Genomic DNA, 19,190 nt, shown 5'->3' on the forward strand with positions numbered 1-19,190 from the left:
TCATCGCATCCTGCGCGTATGGCGGAAGCGCGCGTATCGATTGAGCAGATCGTTGATCAGCTGGTCTTGTGTAAAGCCGGTAACATCGTGCGGCTGATCGCCCTCCGAACTGTGCGCCATTACCCGGAAATGGCGCTGTTCCGCTCCCGATGATTGGGGCCGCTCAAGCCAGATGAAGCTGGGCGAGAGGAAGCTACGCGACCGCAGCGTGTACTGGAAATCGCCCCGTTCGCCGTGCGGGATTCGCAGGTCGAGGCGGCCCTCTTCCTCGGACAATTGCGGAGAAAAGCCGCTTTCGCGCATTTGATCGGCGACTGCCTCCAGCGCCGGACGCGCGGTCGAACCAATGTAGCTTGCGATCTGGTCTGCGCTGAAGTGATGCATCAGTGAGGTCAGCCGCTGCTGCCAGCTGAGATCAGGATCGGCGGCGGCCGTCTCGGCATTGGAAAGATCGATCGAGGTATCCTCGCTCTCCATCTGCAACGCCCGCAGCAGACCGACGCAGATGAAAATCATCACGACGGCAAACGGCAGGGCACTGGCGATGGCCGCGGTCTGCAGAGCCTGGAGCCCGCCTGCGAGCAGCAGCACACCGGCAATGGTGCCGGCGCAAACAGCCCAGAAGATGCGCTGCCACACCGGAGGGTTTTCGGCTGCACCCGATGTGATCGTGTCCATGACCAGCGCGCCCGAATCCGCAGATGTGACAAAGAATGTAATCACCAGAAGCGTCGCGATGAAGGACGTCACAGCACCGAATGGCAGCGCGGCCAAGGTCTCGAACAGGGCGACGGGTAGGTTGGTCAGGGCAGTATCGGCAATGGGCGCGACCCCGCTCATGTCGAGCGCAATCGCGGTGTTGCCGAACACTGTCATCCACAGGAAGCTGAACAATACCGGCACCAGCAGCACGCCGCCGATGAATTCCCGGATGGTCCGGCCGCGGGAGATGCGGGCGATGAACATGCCCACGAACGGCGACCACGCGATCCACCACCCCCAGTAGAACAGGGTCCAGTTGCCGAGCCAGGGATTCGGCTCGTAGGCGTAAAGACGGAAGGTGCGCTGGACGAGCGAATCGAGATAGGCGCCGATGTTCTGCAGATAGGCGTCGAGCAGAAAAATGGTCGGCCCGGCAAACAGGACGAAGCCGAGCAACAGGATCGCCAGGATTATGTTGAGTTCGGACAGGCGCTTCACCCCTTTGTCGAGCCCGAGGAAGACCGAAAAGGTCGCGATGACGGTGATCAGCGCGATCAGCAGCAATTGAGTGGTCGCCGAAACAGGAACACCGAACAGGTACGCGAGACCGGCATTCACCTGAAGAACGCCCAGACCCAGCGACGTGGCCACCCCGAACATCGTGCCGATGACCGCGAAGATGTCCACCGAATGGCCGACGGGACCGTAAATGCGGCGCCCGATCAGAGGATAAAGCGGCGAACGGGGCGCCAGGGGCAGCCCGCGGCGGAACGAAAAATACGCCAATGCAAGCCCGACGACGATGTAGATTGCCCAGGCATGCAACCCCCAGTGCAGGAATGTCAGCACCATCGCCTGCCGTGCCGCCTCCACCGTGCCGCCTTCACCGATCGGCGGAGCGGCGTAGTGCTGGATGGGCTCGGCAACCCCGAAGAACACCAGCCCAATCCCCATTCCCGCGCTGAACAGCATCGCGAACCATGAAAGATAGCTGTAGTCTGGCTCGCTCTCGTCCGGGCCGAGTTTCACGTCGCCGTGGCGGCTGAACATCAGATAGATAACGAAAATCAGAAACCCGGCGACGGCGGCAACGTAGAACCAGCCGAAGTCCGCGACGATGACCGCTTGCAAGCGCGAGAACAGCACCGACGCCGGCTGCGCGAACACAGCGCCAAACCCGGCGAACAGCAGGATCAAACCCGCCGAAATATAGAAAACCGGCGGGTTGACCGCGATGCGCACGCTTTTCCGCAAGGGCGCCGCTTCTTTCAGAACCGGATCGGACAAGATACCTTCCTGCTGGCTTCTGATCTCCCCAACGAAACGCAGCGAACGGCAATCTGTTCAAAAAACCACAATCGTCAGTCAGCAGCGCGCGGAAGCGGGTCCAGTTCGGCAGCCGCAGGCGTGGTGCGCGGCAGTATCTGGTAGGGTTGTTGCAGTTCGCTCGGCACAGGTTCGCCGCGAAACTGTCGCCAAAGCGCGAAGACGAGCGTGAGCAAGGCACAGCCACCGATGAACAGGAACAGCCCGCCTACACCGACAGTCATCATCACCCCCGAAGCCGCAGTGGGACCGATCGCTGCCCCAACGGAATAGACAAGCACGAGACCGCCGCTTGCGCTTACCCGCTGCTCTGCGTTGAGATGATCGTTCGTATGTGCAACGCATAGTGGATAGAGCGCGAAGCTCAGCCCGCCGAAAATCGCACCCAGAACCAGAAGCACGGGGTCCGGACGGCCGAACCAGGCCAGTCCGGCGCAAACCGCCGTAGTGCCCAGCAGCGTTGCCACGATGACCGCGCGCCGATCAAAACGATCGGACAACCACCCGACCGGCCATTGGAGCGCGACTCCCCCGGCGATCACCGCGCTCATGAAGAGCGCCACCTCGGACATCTCGAGGCCCACGCGGCGCGAATAGACAGCGCCCAGACCGTAGAATGCACCGAGCATCAGCCCGGTCATGCCGCACCCCGCTACCCCGAGCGGCGATGCTGCGTAGAGTCCCCGAATCGTTAGCGGATCCTGCTGCGAAACGGCGGGTTCCTGCAAGCGCGTGAGTGCAATCGGCAGCACCGACAGCGACACGAGCAGGGAAGATGCCACGAAAGGGGCTGCAGCGAACGTATCGAGGTTGAGCAGGAACTGCCCAAGCGCCTGTCCGGCATAAAGGGAGATCATGTAAGCAGCGAGAACCGAGCCGCGGGTGCTGGGCTCCGCTCGCTCGTTCAGCCAGCTTTCAAGGCAAATGAAGACCGCTGCTATGCACAGCCCGTCGATGAAACGCAGCAGGGCCCAGAACCCTGCGTTCTGGAACAGTGCATAGGCCAGAGTGGTCGCGGAAAGGAGCGACACCGCTGCGGCAAAAGTGCGGATATATCCGACGCGGCGAATGATCGGTGAGGCGCGCAAGGCTCCGATAGTGAGTCCGGCGAAATAGGACGTCGCAACAAGACCGATGATCCCGGCGCGCATCCCTGCGCTTTCCAACCGGAAACTGACCAAGGTAGACATCACGCCATTGCCGGCCATCAGCATGAAAATGGCAAGCAGCATGCTGCGAGCGGGGACGAAAGAACTGAACATGGTTGGTGAATAGCTCATCAGCCGCTCAGTTCCGACCATTGCCGCGCAGGCCTTTCACGATCTGCACGGTCATTCACGATGGAATTGGCAAATGGGCAAGCCACCCGCAGGACTGTGAGGTATTTTCCGGCGCAATGTGTAGAACTGCCGCGATTCGGCGAAACTTGATGCAAGAGCGACCCACTCCCGAACGCCGCAGCCAAATCAGCCGCATTTGCAACTGAACACAGGCCCCCAGATGTTCAGTTTTTCGATGGTGTGCCTAAAAATAGGCGCCGCTACGCCATAGTTTAAAGAACTGGTGCCAGAAGAGGACTCGAAAAATAAATGTAAAGCCTTGAATAAGGCAGTTTACTTGCTCACCTCATATCAGCGGGCCCCCATTTCGGCCCCAGGACTCATTTTGTAAAAATGGTTCGGGTCCTCGATGCCTCGGTGTCTGCACCTTCAGCATTCCCGAATCAACTCTCATGCTTGCGGAGGCGGATAGCCATTCACCCTTTGACAGCTAAACCAGCCAGCTTTGACAAAAAGCAGACCGCAGGCGGGCCTATGCTTGCCTGAGCGGGCGTAGCTCCGGTGGCATGAGACCCAAACCCTTCGGTGGTGAGCCGCCATTTCGGCAAGAACAGGTGAATGAGATTGTCGCCCGTGGTGCCGCCTCGGCTAGGAAGGTGCAAATGGCTGCTGGTCTTCTTGCGCTCTGCCGACTCTCATCGAGGGGATGTGAACTGGATCTCCATACAGTTATCCAGTCCATAAATTTGAGCCCTCCTGCCGTGCGATTGCCTCTGAAAGCCGATAGATCGCAACAAGACCCGGGTCTCGCTGGATCCAAGCTGCCAAGTTAGCGCAGCCACCGGAACTGACTTGGCCTGTACGCCGATCAGCCTGATACTGGTGGACGCACAAGAGCGCGGCCACGATCGCATGGAGGCGCGCCTTGTCGGCTTCATCAGCCTGAGTCACTTGCAGGTCAGGCATGCAGGGAATGCCAAGATCATGGCACCTGCTGACTAGCGTTTCATTAGGGCCGAGAGCGGCAACGAATTTGTAAAACCAGCTGTAGGGGATCACTGAGGTCAGGCCATGCCGTTCAAGACGGTCATCTAACCGCTCGACCTCATCATGGTTGACCCTCGCGGTGACTAATTGACCGAGGTGTTCGGTCGCTAGCATGAGACGGGTCAGAACATTGCGCTCATGGGCATCGCTTACAGCGACGCGTTGGCCACGGGTTGGGCAGAGGCCAGCAGAGATGAGGCGGAGCGTGTGGGACGCAGTGTACCCTTGGCGTCCTACCGCGCTTTCTACGTGCTCGAACAAGCCACCGAAGCCCGCGATCCGCCCATCTGCGTCCCAGACAAGATGGAGATACATCCGCGCATCGGGATAGAGTGGCGGATAATTCCGCTGATTGGGATCGAAATCGCGCGGTTCGACGTCGAACGTAGCTTCAAAGTTGCCATTCATGTTTTAGCTCCGGCGGGGCCGACGTTGCCCTGATCCTGTCGCCACTCGCTCCAGGCCGCTGTCACTTCCTCAAACCCCTCATCATGAACCAGCCTGCCGGCATTAGCCCCGAACCCCTCAGGGGTAAGGCGCCGGGCAGGGACGAACAGATGGATGTGATTGTCGCCAACTGCGCCACTCCGGCCAGGGAGGTGCAGCACCAGCATCGCGGCAAGACCGCGCAGTCCGGCAAAATGGCGGCGAGCAAATTCGCGCACCGCCTCAAAGGCAAGGTGCGGAGCTGTTGACGGGCGAAGGATAAACTTCATTTCGATCATCACATCGCGCCGGAGTGGAGGGACACTGTCGAAGGCGGCGAGGATTTCAGCGATCGAATTGATGGTATTCGGCGCCTCACGTGGGAGCACGAAATCGCGGCGGGCATCAGCAAGGGGACTCGATGCCTGGTAGCCAGGCGCCGGGGCAAGCCGCGGACCGATAAGCTCGGCCAAGGGAGTAGGTAGCTCCCTTTCGTCTTGGCGGAAGCATTTGACGAAGGTGAACGTCGAGAAGAGTTCGCAAGCGGGCGTTGCGCAGTCCTCGTAGTAACGTCCGACTGGGCCAGCGCCGTATTTGCGTTTGGAGCCGACCGCGTCGCAATCGCCTCCGCGTGCGCTGCGCTTTCTTGGGTAAGTCATGGGGTAATCCTTTCATTCGTTGTGGCTGGTTCTGAGCTGGGGCCGGGGTGGTGGATTGGCGTTAATGTTCACTATATGTTCTATGCGTCTTTATTGCGATCGGGATCAGACAGCGGCGCAAGGTGGGATCGTGCGGGATACTGTTCCGTAGCCGGTGGCGGCCTTGCTAGAGTGACCGGGAAGATTGACGGCTCCTGCTGACGGTTTCCTGAGATGGTAAACCCTTCAGCCGTTGGGCTTGCTGCTCTTTTCCTTTAAACCTTCATCTTCCGTTTGCTCAGCAAAAGTTGGCAGGAGGTTTGTGCCCGTTGCGATTTGCACGGGCAGGAAATTGCATCTGAACAATGCGATCAATATCGAAGAGCCGCTTATCTGCCTCACCAACAATGCGCCAAGCGCGCGCTGCGTTGCATCCCGCTCGGTCGCGCAAGGCATGGGTGTTCTGCGGATACGATCGCGGCGGGCAGCGGGCAGCCGTCATCACGAATGGGAGCTCGACCTGCGCGATAACGGCGCCCGCAGGCACCTGCTCAAGATTCTCCAGGATTGCTTTGGCCGCAGTTCAACGTTGGTTGTCAGCCAGCTACTATCGCGATGGTAGCAAGCTTTTTTGGCACGGCTGCCAAGTCGTCGCTGGTCACCTCATCGACCGCGTTGAGGATTCGGAACCGGCGCCCAAAAGCCATCTGGTCATGACCGAAGTCGAGGCGCTGACGCTGGTTCGGCAGCTCCAGCCACTGGAGTAGGCGCTCTCATGCGGACCACGCGCCAGCGGCTGCGTCTGCGCCTGATAGCAAGCCCTCGTAGCAGGACGGCCGACGCAACGATTGCTGCGAGAGGCATGCATGGATCGCCCGTTCCTAGGTGCTCGGTTCTTCCAAAAATCACGGCGCACGGTCGGTCTTCTCGCGGGCGTGCTCCAAGACTGCGAGAAGCTCGGCTGGCTATCTGATTGCGTGGCGCAGGTCGTCGCGCGCAGAGAATTTCTCATGAAGACTGCAGCAGTTGATGGCGCTCGATGACCTCGAGACTGCGACCTGCTTTGAGCGACAACGCGGCGAATGCCGCAAGCGTTTGCCGTAATGCCATCTTGGGTTTTGTGGCGTGCCGGTCTGGGCGAGATTTCTCCTTCAGTGGAGATCGAACGACAGCAACGCGCTGTAGACAAGCACGGCTCATCGCGGTGCGATGGAGGCTGGCCTGCTGTCTAGCTTTGCACTTCCTTCCGGAGCGAGGCGAAGGACCAAAACCCGTGGGACACGACCAACGATTGGATACAGGCTGCTGTGGACAAACGGCTTTCTCGATTGCGCAAATGTCGCGCGGATCGAGGGTAGGGTCACCTCACCTTGTCCATGGACAAGGCGCAAGCAAATCTCGGGCAGTTGCCCAGATTAGCGGTATTGCGCGTCATATGATGTTGGTGGACTTGTCTACCAAATACGGGCTCCCGTATGGGCCATGTTGGCTGGCCTCGGCTTCGTAGACGTCTACGGACAAAATTGCCGGAGTCGCGTAGCGTCTGCGCTGTCTGTTTTGGCAAGCTAGTTTGATATTTGTGGCGCGCAAAGAACCGTCGCTTGCCGCTTGGCGAAGGGCGCTTTCTCGTAGACAGCGCCGCAATTCATGGAGGCCCAGAATGTCGGTTGATGAGGGCGAGGGCATGGCTATGTCCGAGATGGACGCGCAGATCGTAGAGCGGCTTTTCGACTACGCCGAGGGGGCCGACGATAGAGAAATGTCGTTCGCCGAGGGCAGGAAGGCTGCGCAAGTTCTCTTCGCGATCATGGCCTCGGTGAAGATGAATCCGGCAGCGATCCCGGTAGTGGTCGAAGACGGTCGGCATCCGATGTTCGCGCGCCAATTTGCCGCTGTGAACGCGACCCGCACGAACCAGAGCTGGGCATCGCAGGAGCAGCGCGTACTCAAGCGGTATTCCGAGGCGAAGGACAAAGTGCGAGATGCGACTTTGCTGTGCGAGGCCGCCGAAGCGCAGCGCCGTGAGGCCGAGGCGGAGCTTGATCAGGTCAGCGCAGAGATGGCGCTTATAGCCCGAGATACTGTTCGCCGGCAAAGCTGCTACGGGCGGTCTCGGCAACCGGGGCAATGCCGATCCGTTTCCCGGCCCCGTCCATGAAGCCGAGTTCCCACGGCATCCAGCGGCACAGCTTCGAGTGGCGGCTATAGACGTAAAGCAACGACGTGGACGCTCGCAGCCGCCCGCGTAGCGTCTCAGCCGTCCCCGGCGTCACTTCCTCCGATGAGAGGCGGATCGGCGTACCGATCGACGTAGACGCTCAACTCCGAGCCCTCGAGATACCCCTTGATACCGAGCAAGATGCTTTCAGGCTCGTTCGAGGAGTGGCTCAGGAAGACGTCGAACGTCGCACCGGCAGACGCGGTCTCGGTCAGGCTCTCGAGCGCGGTGCTTTTTCTCAGCGTGGTCATGCGCGCGGCGCGGGCGAGCACCTCCGCTTCGGTAAGAAGCGCCATCAGGCGGTCCCGGTCGGACGGGCGGCGAGCCGCAGCAATCCGCGCAGCACCAGCGCCACCGCCTCATCGACGTGTACGGTACGGGCAAGCACCGCATTCTCCTCCGCGGTGAGGCCGTTGCGAAGCCCGGAGCCGTTAAAAGGCTGGAATGCATCGTGCCCGACCCAAGTGGCCGGAGCTGAGCTCTGAACCGCCAGCCCAAGCAGCGCGGCGACGTCGCGAGCGCAGCCGCCGAATCCGCCGAGTAGGAACAGCGGCTGTCCGGCCTGAAGGGCCGTCAGCGCCTCCTCGGCGATCCCAGGCATGCGTCCCTTGTAGCCCTCAACGCGACCGCCAAGCACAACCCGGGCGTCGCTGGCGTCGGTCAGGACATCGCGCATGGCCGTCAGCGAATCGGCCCAATCGGCGTCCGTCATTTCGGGCTGGCCGGCGTCATTCAGCCGATCCAGCTCCAACTCGCCCCCCTGTCGATCGAGACAATGAAGCTCTGCTAAGCCGGTCAGCTCCTTGGCCAAGCCCTGTAGCTCGACTGCCGACTTCGAGACGACGATGGGCCAAGCGAGGTAGTTCACGACGGCGGGTCGCGCGTCGTCCAGATCGGCGTCGCGCCGATAGCGGGCGACGAGCTCAAACAAGAGCTCGGTAAAACCATTCGCGCGGAGGTCGCCGCCATAGACGAGCCGCGCGCCCATCGCGAGCAGATGACGGGCGATCTCGGCCATGGCGTCTCGAAGGTGCTCGGGCGCCAAGCCGAGCGCGGCCATGTCTGGGCTGTCGGAGATCGCGATTGCGATCGCCTTCTGGCTGAGCGGCTCCTGATAGCTCATGTCGCGGCCTCCGCTTCGGCAACCCATTCAGTGAGGCTGCGCAGCCGCACGTCGGGCGCAATCTCCTCGAAAAGACGCTGCTCTTCCGCGCCGAGCGGCGGGTCGGGATAGACGAGGATCGTCGGCCTGTCGGCGGCGCGATCGAGGCCAGCCAGCGAGATCAGCTCTGGCGGGCGGGGCAGGAAGCGCACGCGATCGCCGGCCGACTTCCGCACGAGTTCGACACGACAGCGCCAGAGAAAGTCCTTCAGCACCTCGTCAAGCAAACGGCCGATTACGTCTTCAATGCGATCAACCCGGGCTGGGTTCATCCGCACCACGGGTACGTTGCCCATGTATGGGAAGCCTCGTTCATCGCGGTCGGCAAGGCAATTCGCGACCACCAGAGGCACGCTCGCTCGCTTGGCCTCGATGATCTCGCGCCGGCACCACTCGCGCGACGAGAAACTATCGGTGTGGATGGCGACTACCGCGCTTACCCGCACTTGGTTCAGGATCACCTTGTCGAATGGCAAGCCCGGCGCGATGTCATGGACGTCGAAGAAGCTGGAGAGACCCTCACCATCGAATAGGGCCTGACGGATCACCTTGGCAATCCGCTCGCCATCGTCGTCGCGCTTCGAGTGGCTCAGGAATACCTGAACCTTCTTGAGGTAGCGCTCCAAGGCATCGTCGGCGTCATCAGGGTGCCGGAGGCGCTCCAAGTAGGCGCGGAGCATGCGCGCGAACTGATAGGTGAGACTAGAGATGAGCCGACGACTGCGCGCAGCGATATCTGTGCCGTCCCATTTGTCCCAGCGGACCGCCTGCTCGACCATGCCCGATTGGGTGAGCGCCGCGTCCATCGCGACCGGGAACACCCGCGTGCCCAGCCCACTCGCTTCGGCCCGTTCAGCCGTGTCCTTCAGCCACGCCATGTATGCGGCGTCGGCTGCGAAGCTCTCGTCAAAGAGCGTAATGACCGCGGCGGTCTCCCCTTCATCGAAGTCGATCGGCAGCGGCGCGGCCTGTCCGGCGGGCGGGGTCGCGCGGTAGAGCACGCTCAGCCCCGTGCCGCCCGCGACGTTCTCGAACAGCTTACGGCGGAAATGATCGTAGAGGACCTCGGCGATCGCCGGTCCAGCCGCGAAACCGGGGTGCCACGCGATGTAGACGACCAAGAACGGACGGGTGGGGAGCGCCACGATCAGCCGTTACGGAGCCGGCGCGCACGCGTGTTGACAATTAGCCACTTGTCCTTCGCGTTCGCAGCTTCGATGTAGCGCTGGCACGCCTGCGCGCTCCCGGTGATGTCCGCCCACGACACCCAGAGCGCGTAGCCGGACTGAATGTTGTCGTGCAGGCGGCCAGGCACGGTCACGGTGTTCTGTGCGCTTACAGGGGCTGTCGGCAGCCTCACCCCGATGAGTCCGTGGCTCGCGTCGAGCGTCGCTTTGATCTCCCAATCAACATATTTGCGCGCGTGCGTGTCCTTGCCGACCAAAACGATAGTGCAGGAGCTGCCGGTGATATAGTTCTCGCGAACGCGGCGCATGACGTATTCGACGTTGTCGCTGTCGATCTCTCGTTCGAGCGAGTTGTCGGTGATCACGTCATAGGTGTCGTGAAACGCATTGGAAAACGTATTGTAGTAGGCCTGATCGCCGCCGTGATGGTAGCTGACGAACACCTTGCGCTTGACCGCGGCCTGGACGCGCAGGCCTGAGCCGAACAGGGAACCGCTCACCCTCAGCGCCCTCCCGCCGCCGCGATGACCGAGATTCGGCCAGACGGGCGCGAGCGCGGCATGTTGCGGATCACGGTCTCTACGTCCTGATCGAGCGCGGTCAGCAGGGTAATCAGGCGCTCGACCGAGAAGCCTTCGAGCTTGTAATTGGCGAGCGCCGAGACCTTGCGCTGGCCGATGCCGAGCCGGTCGGCGGCAGTGACCTGGGTCAGCCGACGCCGCGCGATCACGCCGTTGATCGCGTGCGCGAGGCGCAGCTTGGTCTGCCGCTCCTCGGCATCCGAATAGCCTAGATCGGCGAAGACGTTGCCGCTTCCGCGCGTTACCGTCTCCTCGGCCTTGTCGATCACATCCTCACTTCGGCTTGCCATATCGCGCCTCATAATCCTGTTCCGCCAGCTTCAGGCGCGTGCTCACCAGATCTACGTCCGGCTGGGCGGTCTTGATCCCCTTGGGCGACTTCTTCTGGAAGGCGTGCAGTATATACACGACCTCCTTGAAGCGCATCGTATAGACCGCCCGGAAGGTGTCGCCGTCATGATCGTCGACCACGGAAGACGCCCGCACCGGCTCCTTTCCACGGCTTCGCCTTGGGGTGCTTGCCGCCAAACTGTGCCAGCCCTAGGGCGTTGCCCATCTGGTCCTTTACGCCTTCAGGAAAGGCGAGAAAGTCGTTCATTGACGAGCCCACCCAATCGAGCGGCTTCTCCCCTCGATCAACGTGCGCGCCATCGTCTAATATCCTCATTCTGGGATAGAAGATCAAGAGCGATCGCCCGCGCGCTTCGTCCGCGCAGACCGAAACAGGCTGTCACAGGCTACGCACGAACCGGAGCAGTTCGTCGCCGACGCTCACGGCCGGAGGCCAGAACGCTCCGCCGCCCATATACTCATGGCTCGTGACGACGCGCGCCGAGACAAGGTAGCCGATCGCGGGGTTGAACCGCCGCGCCGGCCACCCAAGCGACTGAGCGACCTCTTCGCAGCCAATATAGTCGACGTCGAGGTTAAGCAATCGCACGGCCAGATCACGGGCGTCCTGCTCGGGATCCCAGTCCATGAACATCTTGTCGAAAGTGACGAATAGGTCGGACTTCGGCCACAGCGCCGACTCGCTGCCAAGGTAGTCCTGCTTCTCGATCAGTCCGGCGCCGGCTAGGTCGAGAACCCCAATCCGAACGTCGACGCGCGGCAGGCCAGTCGCCTGCTCGATAGTCGAATAGTCCGCCTGAGGGTCCATTGACTGCGCGTGCTCGCTGTTGCGCACGAAGTATTCCGCGACGACTCGCGCTGCCGTCGACCAGGTCGAGCCTGCCTCGTGCGTCTGAACGTACCGCGGCTTCTCGCCCAAGGGCGGGCGCTTGCTGACGCCGAAGATTTCGGCCGCGAGCGCGTCGAGACCCTCGGGACCGGGCACGAACTCTGGCGTCAATCGCGTGCGCAGGAACAGGGAAACGGAGGCGAGCGGCAGCCCGTAACGCAGCCCAATGAACTTCGCGCTCCCTTCGACCGCGCTTATCAGGCCCGCGTCGATCTCCTCGTTCACCCACGGCTTGCTGATCGACGTCTCCGTCAGCAGCACCACGAAGTGGGTGCACTCGCCCAGCCCTTGCTCCATTTTTCGGCGCAGGCTGTCGCCGTAGCCGATCTCCCAATTGTCGTACCAGACGGGGATGCCGCGCTCGAGAAGCCCCGCGGCCAGCGGCTTTGCCACCGGCTTGTCCTCGCTTGCGTGCGCTAGATACACGAGACGCTCGCGCTCAGCCGGGTCGTTCACGCCGTGTACCTCCCCCTTGTTCAATCCTAGCCGCTCCTCCAGCGCCCGCGCGAAGCCCGGCGACCCGCTGGTGTGGATCGTCAACTGCTCACGACCGACGCGACGAACGAAGACCGCTGCGTGCTTTCCGGTCTCGGGATCAACGACCGACGCCGCCTTGCCGTGAAGCTTCTCGGCATACGCTTCGAGCGCATTGTTTAGAAGCTCTTCTCCAAGCCCCTTGAGGAAGTCGTTCTGCGACACCTTGCGACCGCCTCTCCAAAATTCCAGCGCCACTTGCGTGCCCTGACCTTAGCTGTTTCGTTCATCCTGGTAAGGCCGGAACGCGGAAGCAGAAGCTTGCGGCGAAACGATGTCGCCGCGCGAAGGACCGCTATTGGGGCGCTTTGCTGATCTTCTGCTTTCCCCACCAAGATCGACCGCTTTCGGCTAAAAAAGACGTTCAACGCAGCCAATCTGAGCGACCGGGTCTGGTCGGCAGCTGACACGTTCATACCTTTGAACGGTTTATTGTCGGAGCGGTGCACTGCGTGTGGACGGGTAGGCCAAATGGACCAGCGCGGCGGCCGTCCTGCCAGCGAGAAGGAAAGATCGCGCAAAAGCAATGCAGCCGGCTCACACTGGCCGATATCGCAGGCTGCCATAGTTGAAGCTCTTGCCTCCATTACGGATGGCTCCGCTGCCCGCCACACGGCGTACTGCTATCCCAGAAGCGGGTCTCGATCGGCCAAAGCTTCCGCGGCCGCTTTCCTAGGAGAGTTTGCCGATCAGGATGGCCCGGGAAGAACTTGAGCCCGGTTCTTCGCTCGATTTCCCCGATCGTAACAAGGTTGGGCCGGTGATCGTAGACATGGCCGAGCCGGCTCGCCCGGTTGCAATTGACCCATGTCTGCGTCGGCACGGGTTTCTCGTCAGCATCCAGTGCATTCGGTTGCTCGAAGATAAAGGCCAGCGTGTCGATGCCCGAGGGGCTCTCGTGGATGAGGATCTTGAAGAAGGCGTCGGGAATCTCGACCTTCAGCTCATCCGGGTCGCCAATCGTAAGCTTTGGTGTGGCAGGATCAAAGATCGGGCCGGCGATCACCCAGATGCTGCGATACTTGTTCGAGACGGCGGCGGAGTAGTTCTCGAGATGCAGCCAAGGCCCCTGGTTCAGGTCTGCGGCCTGCGGAGAGGCATTCCAGAAGACATGGGTGTTGCAGCCTGCCTCGGGACTGATGCGCTGGGAATGGTCGCTCATCGCGAGATGTCCGCGGTTCCACACTGTCCCAGCCCCGCTGTAGCTGTCGTCGAGACGGCGATTGGTGACACCCTGTATCGCCTCGACAAGCGGCACCAGCCCGGGGGAGGCATACCACTTGCTCGGGCGGTCAATGGAGACGGGTGGTTCGTCGAAATTGCCGTTACGCCCTGGCGCGAGGCCTCGCAGCTCATACACGACGTATTCGGGATTGAGGCGAAGATCGGGCTGTCCGTCGCCATCATCGTCATCAGCATCGTCGAAGACCGCCGAGAATGACGTGAACTGGTCCGTCAGCCCGCGTGCGCCCGGAGCAACGCGCTGGTGATCATGGTAGGTCGAGACGACTTGCGGATATGGCGAATTCGTCGTCCCGCGACATACGAACCGCTGCGCCGAAACGGGCGCCGCAGAAAGGGCCAGTGCCAATCCCAAGCTCGCTAGCAGCAATTTCATCGCTCTGGTCCCTTCGAATCCCGGCATGACGTTGCGCGGAGTGGTGGGGAAAGTCTCTCAAATTTTCACACGGCTTCAATCGGATGCTGGATAGTAGCCCGCCGTGCTGCCATGCCGTCGAAGGTTTTCCGGCCGATAGGGAGCCCGCTGGTCAAATTTAGACACGGAAGCTGCGGCGAATCGGACAAGGACACTCTCGTGCAGGACAGCCTCAGGGTGGATTTTCCTTGTCTCGGCTGACCAACCAAATCTCGCCCATGTCGGCCAAAAGCGCGGCCAGAGCTCCAGGCTGGCCCTGACCTCATCATGCTGAATGCCAAGCGGATCGGGAAAGGTCTGCACGAAGCGATCATCGGCCAGCGGTGGGTCCGGTATCGATTTCAGCTCGTCGACCATCCATTGCAGGGAGATGTCGGAAAGGCGGGATTCGTCTTCCGGGTAGCTCCCACCGACGTCAGAGTGATTGCCTGCGAACCACTCCTGCTTCATCCACTTGAGTGGCCCGCGATCCTGCTCGAGCGTATCGCCGCTATTCCCCCAGCCCACCCGGGGGAAGCGCTTTCGGTTCTCATCGATCGAGAGCGCGTGCCTCGCGTAGCCGACGCTGCTGTCGAGGAAGCGGTCGTAGTGCTTGAGGTTCCAGGCTGCGAAGTGCCAGCTCATTTTTCCACCCTGCGGCGGGTTCTCGATGAACTTGAACTGCTTCTTCGCTGACCAGACCAAGCTCCCAGCAAAGAATGCCGCAGGGATTGATGCGAGAATCTTCCACGTGAGGCCCAGATCAATCATCCAGGCGGCAAGCGCGAGGAAGCCGCTGAGTACCGCCAGGAAGAAGAGCACCCTCTTGACGATCACCGTCCCTAGGGCGGCGACCGTGTCGAACACGCCTACAAACGTCGGGGCGACATTGCCCTGGGACTCGCCTTTGGCACCCAGGCCTTCGCTGCCGTATTTCAACCTGAAGCGCCGTGCCAGCTCCTCGCGCTCCAGTTCATACCTTCCGCGATCCCGGCCGGAGCCATGCTCATAGACGCGGTAGACCGCTTCTTCGGCAATCTTGCGCAGGGCGACGCCACCTGTCGGAAGCGGCTTTCCGTCTTCGCCATGACGCGGAATCCCGCACAGGTTCATCACGTTTGCGACGCACCGGGCGGTGTAGGCCCCTCGGCTGAAGCCGAAAAGGAAGATCCGGTCGCCATCCTCGTAGTGGCGCAGGATGGCCTCATAGCAATCGATGATGTTCTCACTGATGCCCGTGCCAAATGCGGCTGCAAGGATGTTTCGAACCCTGCCTCCGAGTTCCCCTGACCCCAGACCGGGATCATAGTAGGCAACCTGGTCGGCAGGATCGAAGCCGGTCTGGGTGCCGGGGCGCATGGCGCGGTACATCTTGTAGATGTTGGACAGACGCTGGTCGGGCAGTACGCCGCCATATTGCCCGGTCCCGTCTGAGAAGATGATAATGTTCTTCCCTGAAGCATTATCAGTCTGCATCTCATCACCTCCTCAATAACCGCCTAGGCCTTCGCGTCGCTCTATGCCGCGAGACGATGATCGCCATAGTGTACTGTATTGTCGTCGGTTTCAAAGAAGAGAACTTCATCGGCGGGAAGCCGGATCAACTGCCGGGGCTGGAGCAGAATGCGCTCGCCGGCCCGAACCATGGCGAGGTGACTATCCGTCGGCCGGTTCGCCTTTTCCAGCAAGCGCGTGGTGTCGATCACATCGGCGTCGATCGCGAGCAGTTGCCCGTCAACGTCGACGATGTGCTTCATTCCAAGGTCCCAGTAAGCCATCTGCGATGCTCCTTCTTTCGATGAGAGGACTATCGCAGACCAGCACGTCAAAACCTGTCATGCCCAAGTTCATTAAGAAGGCACAGGACGTTCACCAACGCCATGTCTTCAACCGTCCGGCACGGAGTTTCAAGCAGCAGAGGGCTGGCAATGACGATGGCTGCCGCCTGCGCGCGGGAGACCGCGACATTGATCCGGTTGAGCGAGAACAGAAACGCGAGGTCGCGAGGCATCTCCTCGCCGCTGGAGGTTGTCATGGACACAAGGCAGATCGGTGCCTCCTGACCTTGGAACTTGTCGACCGTGCCGACACGGATGTCAGGTGGCAGTGCGACTCTGAGGGCGTTTACCTGAGCGTTGTAGGGGGCGACGACGAGAATATCGTCGTGGGTGACCACGCGTTGCTTGCCTTTCCGGTCTCGGTAGACCGAACCCACCATCGCCTCGATCTGCCCGCGAATGGCTGCGATCTCCTCGGGCGAGACCTGCGATCGCCCGGCGTGTTCGATTGGTTCGAGGCGTGCGCCCAGGAGGCTTGTGCCCGAGGGGGAGACAAGCGTCTGCGCCGCTGCAGCCTCATCATTCCCGAGCCGTCCTTCATAGGCGGCCTGCGAAATGAACCGGCAGATCCCGGAATGCATGCGGCGGCTTTCTGGGAGAAAGATCCCGCGCTGAGGCGGAATGACCCGGTGACCATCGATCAAGTATTCAAGGCAGGAGAGCCCGCTCTCTCCTGGATGGCTTCCTTGAAGCGGCTGTGGAAGCTGCATCGGGTCACCGACAAGGACGATGTTGTGCGCGCAGCGGCCCATAGCCAGAATATTGGCGAGCGAGACTTGCCCGGCCTCATCGACGAACAGATAGTCGAAGGCAGGCGCGTCATAACGCGCGAAATGCCAAGCGGTCGAACCGACGACATTCGCGGACCGGATCTCGGGCGCATTATTGTCGGTGACGGCAATGATCGCCGGATGATCGTCAGCATCCTCGGCATCGGAGACCTTCTGGACGATGGAACAGGCGAGGCCTCGGTCCTGCGCTCTTTCGGCGATCGCCTTGAGGAGATTGCCGATTGCCTTGTGGCTGTTTGAGGCAACGGCGACACGCTTTCCCGACCGTACGAGATCGGCGATCGACAGGCCGCTGACATAGGTCTTTCCCGTCCCGGGCGGGCCTTGGATGCCGAGGGTCGTCTTGTCCATGACTGCGATTGCACGGCTCGTCGCATTTGGAAGGTCATCATCCTCTCGGACGATCCCGTCTGGCCGCTGCCCATCGCTGAATACTGGAAGGGTGCGGGTTAGAAGATGCTCAAGCGCCGGAACGCGTCCCGTGTTGGCGATCATTTCTTCGATGACAGCCATCAGTGAATCGCGGAGCACATGGTTCCGGATTGGCTTGGGCGGCAGAAGATCGAGCCTGTCGGGGAGGGGCCCCTTCGCGTGCGAGCGGCGCAGAACCAGCGTGCGCTCGTCATGATTGATCGATTGAAGCTGCACGTCTTCCGGCATGGCAGCGGGCTTGATGCAGGGGGCTTTGCCCGCCCGAAGCTTGGTCTCCTGCTCCGGAAAGCGGTAGGTCCGTTCCGAGGACCTGGTGGTCACCTGAACTGGGGCATCTATGGCCTCAAGACCTTGGAGGCAGTCGAGGTCGTCGAGCAGTTCCTCGCTTTCCTGGGCGAGCCGGTCGAAGATGGCCCAATAGGCAGGCTTGTCCTCCCGCTTGTGAAACTGGCTCAGGTCAAGCAGCAAGGTGGCGACTTGATCGCCAAGCCGCACACGCACGGGCTCGAGGCGCTGGCGAAGGGCCTCCAGTTCAGCATCCTCCGCCTCGACGTTCGAAAGCGTGCCGCCGGCAGGTGCTTCTGCCAAGGTCGGCCATGGCATGCCCGCAGGCCGCACATCTCGGACTAACCAATCCCTGAGCAGCTGTGTCGAGATACAATCTGTCCGGTTGTAGTCATGGATCTCATCGAGGAGCCGCTGTGCCCTGGTCTGCCGCCACTGCTCATAGAAGACGACGCTGGCCCCGGCTGTCGAGACGTCTGCGGCGCGCTTTTCCATGTAGAAGGCTTCGAGATCCTTGATCGAATAGCCCTTCTCGGACGCGATAAGGCCGCCACCGACGACCTTGAACAGGTCGACGAACCTGCGCTCGCGTTGCAACTGATCCAGCGCTGCCTCGCCGGTGCGGTGCGCCGCGGTCAGGCGCCGAAGCGCTGCAATCTCGTAGTTGGCATAGTGATAGATATGGGCCTTTGAATATCGTCGCATGCGTTGGACGAGGAAGGCGAGAAGGTCGCGCATTGCCTGCCCTTCTTCCTCGCGATCATGCGCCCAGAAGGCTCGGAACTGCCATTCGCCGTCATCCATGAGCCAGACGCCATGGAGATATTCGAGGCCTCCGGGAAAGTATGGGTCGCCTTCAATGTCGTAGAACACGTCGCCTTCCGCTGGTTCAGGCAAAAGACCGAAGCCCTTGCCCGGCTCCGGTTCGCGCAACTCGAAGGACGGGCCTGCGCCGGTGCGCCGGGCCGTCTGGAGTCTGGCTTGCGCCACAAGCTTTCGCTGCGTCTCGGCGGCCATTTTGGGCACACGTTCCGCCCTATCGGCAAGCGCCGCCATGGTGGCAACCCCGGCCGCCTCGAGCTTCTGGCGCTGGCTGCGGGTTATGCCTGCGACAAGTGCGAGGCTGTCGCCCCGCTCCCACTGCGCATTGCAATGATCGCTCCAGCGGCAAAGGCCACAGGAGGCGTTGGGCTCGGCGCGGGTCGCAGGGCGTTCGGCCACAAACCCTTCAAGCATTGAGCGCGCATGCCGCGCATAGGCAGAGACATCGGCCAAACGAACAGTGTATCGGCTGCCGTCGCCAAGCTGGAGATGCGCTGCCTCAGGAGCCAGCCCTTGCACCTTCGCGAGGAGATCGCTGTAAAGGCACAGCTGCAGCACATGCTTGGGATCCGGCTTGCGCTTGAGCTTGGTATCGACAACTTCGTAGGACCAGGGACCGAGCGCTGACGTGCGTTCAACGCGCTCAAGGAAGTCGGTGTAGCCACCCCACGCTCCATCGAGCAGGGCACCTTGGAAGATGACATCGGCGCCCTGCGCCATGGCACCGTGAGTCAACTCGACCGATTGTTCGAGTGACAGCCCGTCTTTAGGGATTTCGGTAATTGACCGACCTTCAGCGCGAAGCTGTTCCAGAAAGGCCAGTTCGTGCTCGTCTCCCTGCTGCTGCAGGAGCAATGCTTCAGCACTGTCATCCCTGGGGCTGATATCCCCTTGTTCAATCAGTCGCAGATCGAGGAGGGTCGCATGGCGACACCCCTTGAAGCGCATCAGGTCCGAGGCTGAGAAGCGGAAATTTCCTTCGATAAATCGCATGCATAGCTCCTTACCATAAGCTATGCCCGTTCAGCATGACAAAACCTGTCAT

Annotated in this window: 17 protein-coding genes and 2 pseudogenes; 2 read left to right on the forward strand and 17 right to left on the reverse strand. The window is 61.3% G+C overall.

Annotated elements, in window-relative coordinates; translation table 11 throughout:
* From J3454_RS10940 to J3454_RS10955, 4 genes are all read right to left on the reverse strand, one after another.
* Entirely contained in the window at nucleotides 1-1,989 is a 1,989-nt protein-coding gene (locus J3454_RS10940) for a BCCT family transporter (RefSeq protein ID WP_349513786.1), read from the reverse strand.
* A 74-nt stretch (nucleotides 1,990-2,063) separates the two neighbouring features.
* Complete coding sequence (locus tag J3454_RS10945) at nucleotides 2,064-3,290, reverse strand: MFS transporter (RefSeq protein ID WP_349513943.1); 1,227 nt, start codon at nucleotides 3,288-3,290, stop codon at nucleotides 2,064-2,066.
* A gap of 747 nt (nucleotides 3,291-4,037) precedes the next feature.
* On the reverse strand, nucleotides 4,038-4,763 hold the full coding sequence (locus J3454_RS10950) for a hypothetical protein (protein WP_349513787.1): 726 nt from the start codon (nucleotides 4,761-4,763) through the stop codon (nucleotides 4,038-4,040).
* Nucleotides 4,760-5,254 (reverse strand): hypothetical protein, encoded by a 495-nt coding sequence (locus J3454_RS10955; protein ID WP_349513788.1) that lies wholly within the window; start codon nucleotides 5,252-5,254, stop codon nucleotides 4,760-4,762. Before J3454_RS10955 ends, J3454_RS10950 begins: the two co-directional genes overlap by 4 nt.
* A gap of 556 nt (nucleotides 5,255-5,810) precedes the next feature.
* Here J3454_RS10955 and J3454_RS10960 point away from each other — a divergent pair.
* Nucleotides 5,811-5,922, forward strand: a pseudogene (locus J3454_RS10960) (IS66 family transposase); the annotation flags it as partial.
* Between the two features lie 129 nt (nucleotides 5,923-6,051).
* Here the strand turns inward: J3454_RS10960 and J3454_RS10965 are convergent.
* Nucleotides 6,052-6,241, reverse strand: a pseudogene (locus J3454_RS10965) (IS3 family transposase); the annotation flags it as partial.
* 838 nt (nucleotides 6,242-7,079) lie between these two features.
* Between J3454_RS10965 and J3454_RS10970 the strand changes: the two are divergent.
* Entirely contained in the window at nucleotides 7,080-7,577 is a 498-nt protein-coding gene (locus J3454_RS10970; RefSeq protein WP_349513789.1) for a hypothetical protein, read from the forward strand.
* Nucleotides 7,578-7,672: 95 nt separating this feature from the next.
* Here the strand turns inward: J3454_RS10970 and J3454_RS10975 are convergent, their stop codons facing one another.
* The 12 genes from J3454_RS10975 to J3454_RS11030 form a co-directional block, all read right to left on the reverse strand.
* Complete coding sequence (locus tag J3454_RS10975; protein ID WP_349513790.1) at nucleotides 7,673-7,933, reverse strand: hypothetical protein; 261 nt, start codon at nucleotides 7,931-7,933, stop codon at nucleotides 7,673-7,675.
* Complete coding sequence (locus J3454_RS10980; protein WP_349513791.1) at nucleotides 7,933-8,760, reverse strand: hypothetical protein; 828 nt, start codon at nucleotides 8,758-8,760, stop codon at nucleotides 7,933-7,935. The genes J3454_RS10975 and J3454_RS10980 overlap by 1 nt, the downstream gene beginning before the upstream one ends.
* Nucleotides 8,757-9,944: a toll/interleukin-1 receptor domain-containing protein gene (locus tag J3454_RS10985; protein ID WP_349513792.1), complete on the reverse strand. Its 1,188-nt coding sequence runs from the start codon at nucleotides 9,942-9,944 to the stop codon at nucleotides 8,757-8,759. Before J3454_RS10985 ends, J3454_RS10980 begins: the two co-directional genes overlap by 4 nt.
* Nucleotides 9,945-9,946: 2 nt before the next feature.
* Nucleotides 9,947-10,486: a TIR domain-containing protein gene (locus tag J3454_RS10990; RefSeq protein WP_349513793.1), complete on the reverse strand. Its 540-nt coding sequence runs from the start codon at nucleotides 10,484-10,486 to the stop codon at nucleotides 9,947-9,949.
* Between the two features lie 2 nt (nucleotides 10,487-10,488).
* A complete protein-coding gene (locus J3454_RS10995; protein WP_349513794.1) occupies nucleotides 10,489-10,857 on the reverse strand; it encodes a helix-turn-helix domain-containing protein in 369 nt (122 codons plus the stop codon).
* A complete protein-coding gene (locus J3454_RS11000; RefSeq protein WP_349513795.1) occupies nucleotides 10,841-11,038 on the reverse strand; it encodes a type II toxin-antitoxin system RelE/ParE family toxin in 198 nt (65 codons plus the stop codon). The genes J3454_RS10995 and J3454_RS11000 overlap by 17 nt, the downstream gene beginning before the upstream one ends.
* The gene (locus J3454_RS11005) at nucleotides 11,022-11,165 is read right to left on the reverse strand and encodes a hypothetical protein (RefSeq protein ID WP_349513796.1); all 144 of its coding nucleotides are present in this window, start codon (nucleotides 11,163-11,165) and stop codon (nucleotides 11,022-11,024) included. Before J3454_RS11005 ends, J3454_RS11000 begins: the two co-directional genes overlap by 17 nt.
* 132 nt (nucleotides 11,166-11,297) lie before the next feature.
* On the reverse strand, nucleotides 11,298-12,539 hold the full coding sequence (locus J3454_RS11010; RefSeq protein ID WP_349513797.1) for a toll/interleukin-1 receptor domain-containing protein: 1,242 nt from the start codon (nucleotides 12,537-12,539) through the stop codon (nucleotides 11,298-11,300).
* 388 nt (nucleotides 12,540-12,927) lie between these two features.
* A complete protein-coding gene (locus tag J3454_RS11015; protein WP_349513798.1) occupies nucleotides 12,928-13,959 on the reverse strand; it encodes a DNA/RNA non-specific endonuclease in 1,032 nt (343 codons plus the stop codon).
* A gap of 75 nt (nucleotides 13,960-14,034) precedes the next feature.
* Nucleotides 14,035-15,453: a T6SS phospholipase effector Tle1-like catalytic domain-containing protein gene (locus tag J3454_RS11020; protein WP_349513799.1), complete on the reverse strand. Its 1,419-nt coding sequence runs from the start codon at nucleotides 15,451-15,453 to the stop codon at nucleotides 14,035-14,037.
* 41 nt (nucleotides 15,454-15,494) lie between these two features.
* Nucleotides 15,495-15,755, reverse strand: a complete 261-nt coding sequence (locus J3454_RS11025; RefSeq protein WP_349513800.1) for a hypothetical protein — start codon at nucleotides 15,753-15,755, stop codon at nucleotides 15,495-15,497.
* A 47-nt stretch (nucleotides 15,756-15,802) separates the two neighbouring features.
* The gene (locus tag J3454_RS11030) at nucleotides 15,803-19,138 is read right to left on the reverse strand and encodes a TM0106 family RecB-like putative nuclease (RefSeq protein WP_349513801.1); all 3,336 of its coding nucleotides are present in this window, start codon (nucleotides 19,136-19,138) and stop codon (nucleotides 15,803-15,805) included.
* Between the last annotated feature and the right edge of the window lie 52 nt (nucleotides 19,139-19,190).

This window comes from Erythrobacter sp. NFXS35 (genome assembly GCF_040148725.1).
GTDB lineage: Bacteria > Pseudomonadota > Alphaproteobacteria > Sphingomonadales > Sphingomonadaceae > Erythrobacter.

Coding starts and splice junctions, on each gene's coding strand:
- J3454_RS10945 (WP_349513943.1), bottom strand. CDS start 3,290: ATGTTCAGTTCTTTCGTCCCCGCTCGCAGCATGCTGCTTGCCATTTTC.
- J3454_RS10950 (WP_349513787.1), bottom strand. CDS start 4,763: ATGAATGGCAACTTTGAAGCTACGTTCGACGTCGAACCGCGCGATTTC.
- J3454_RS10970 (WP_349513789.1), top strand. CDS start 7,080: ATGTCGGTTGATGAGGGCGAGGGCATGGCTATGTCCGAGATGGACGCG.
- J3454_RS10975 (WP_349513790.1), bottom strand. CDS start 7,933: ATGGCGCTTCTTACCGAAGCGGAGGTGCTCGCCCGCGCCGCGCGCATG.
- J3454_RS10980 (WP_349513791.1), bottom strand. CDS start 8,760: ATGAGCTATCAGGAGCCGCTCAGCCAGAAGGCGATCGCAATCGCGATC.
- J3454_RS10995 (WP_349513794.1), bottom strand. CDS start 10,857: ATGGCAAGCCGAAGTGAGGATGTGATCGACAAGGCCGAGGAGACGGTA.
- J3454_RS11005 (WP_349513796.1), bottom strand. CDS start 11,165: ATGAACGACTTTCTCGCCTTTCCTGAAGGCGTAAAGGACCAGATGGGC.
- J3454_RS11015 (WP_349513798.1), bottom strand. CDS start 13,959: ATGAAATTGCTGCTAGCGAGCTTGGGATTGGCACTGGCCCTTTCTGCG.
- J3454_RS11020 (WP_349513799.1), bottom strand. CDS start 15,453: ATGCAGACTGATAATGCTTCAGGGAAGAACATTATCATCTTCTCAGAC.
- J3454_RS11025 (WP_349513800.1), bottom strand. CDS start 15,755: ATGGCTTACTGGGACCTTGGAATGAAGCACATCGTCGACGTTGACGGG.
- J3454_RS11030 (WP_349513801.1), bottom strand. CDS start 19,138: ATGCGATTTATCGAAGGAAATTTCCGCTTCTCAGCCTCGGACCTGATG.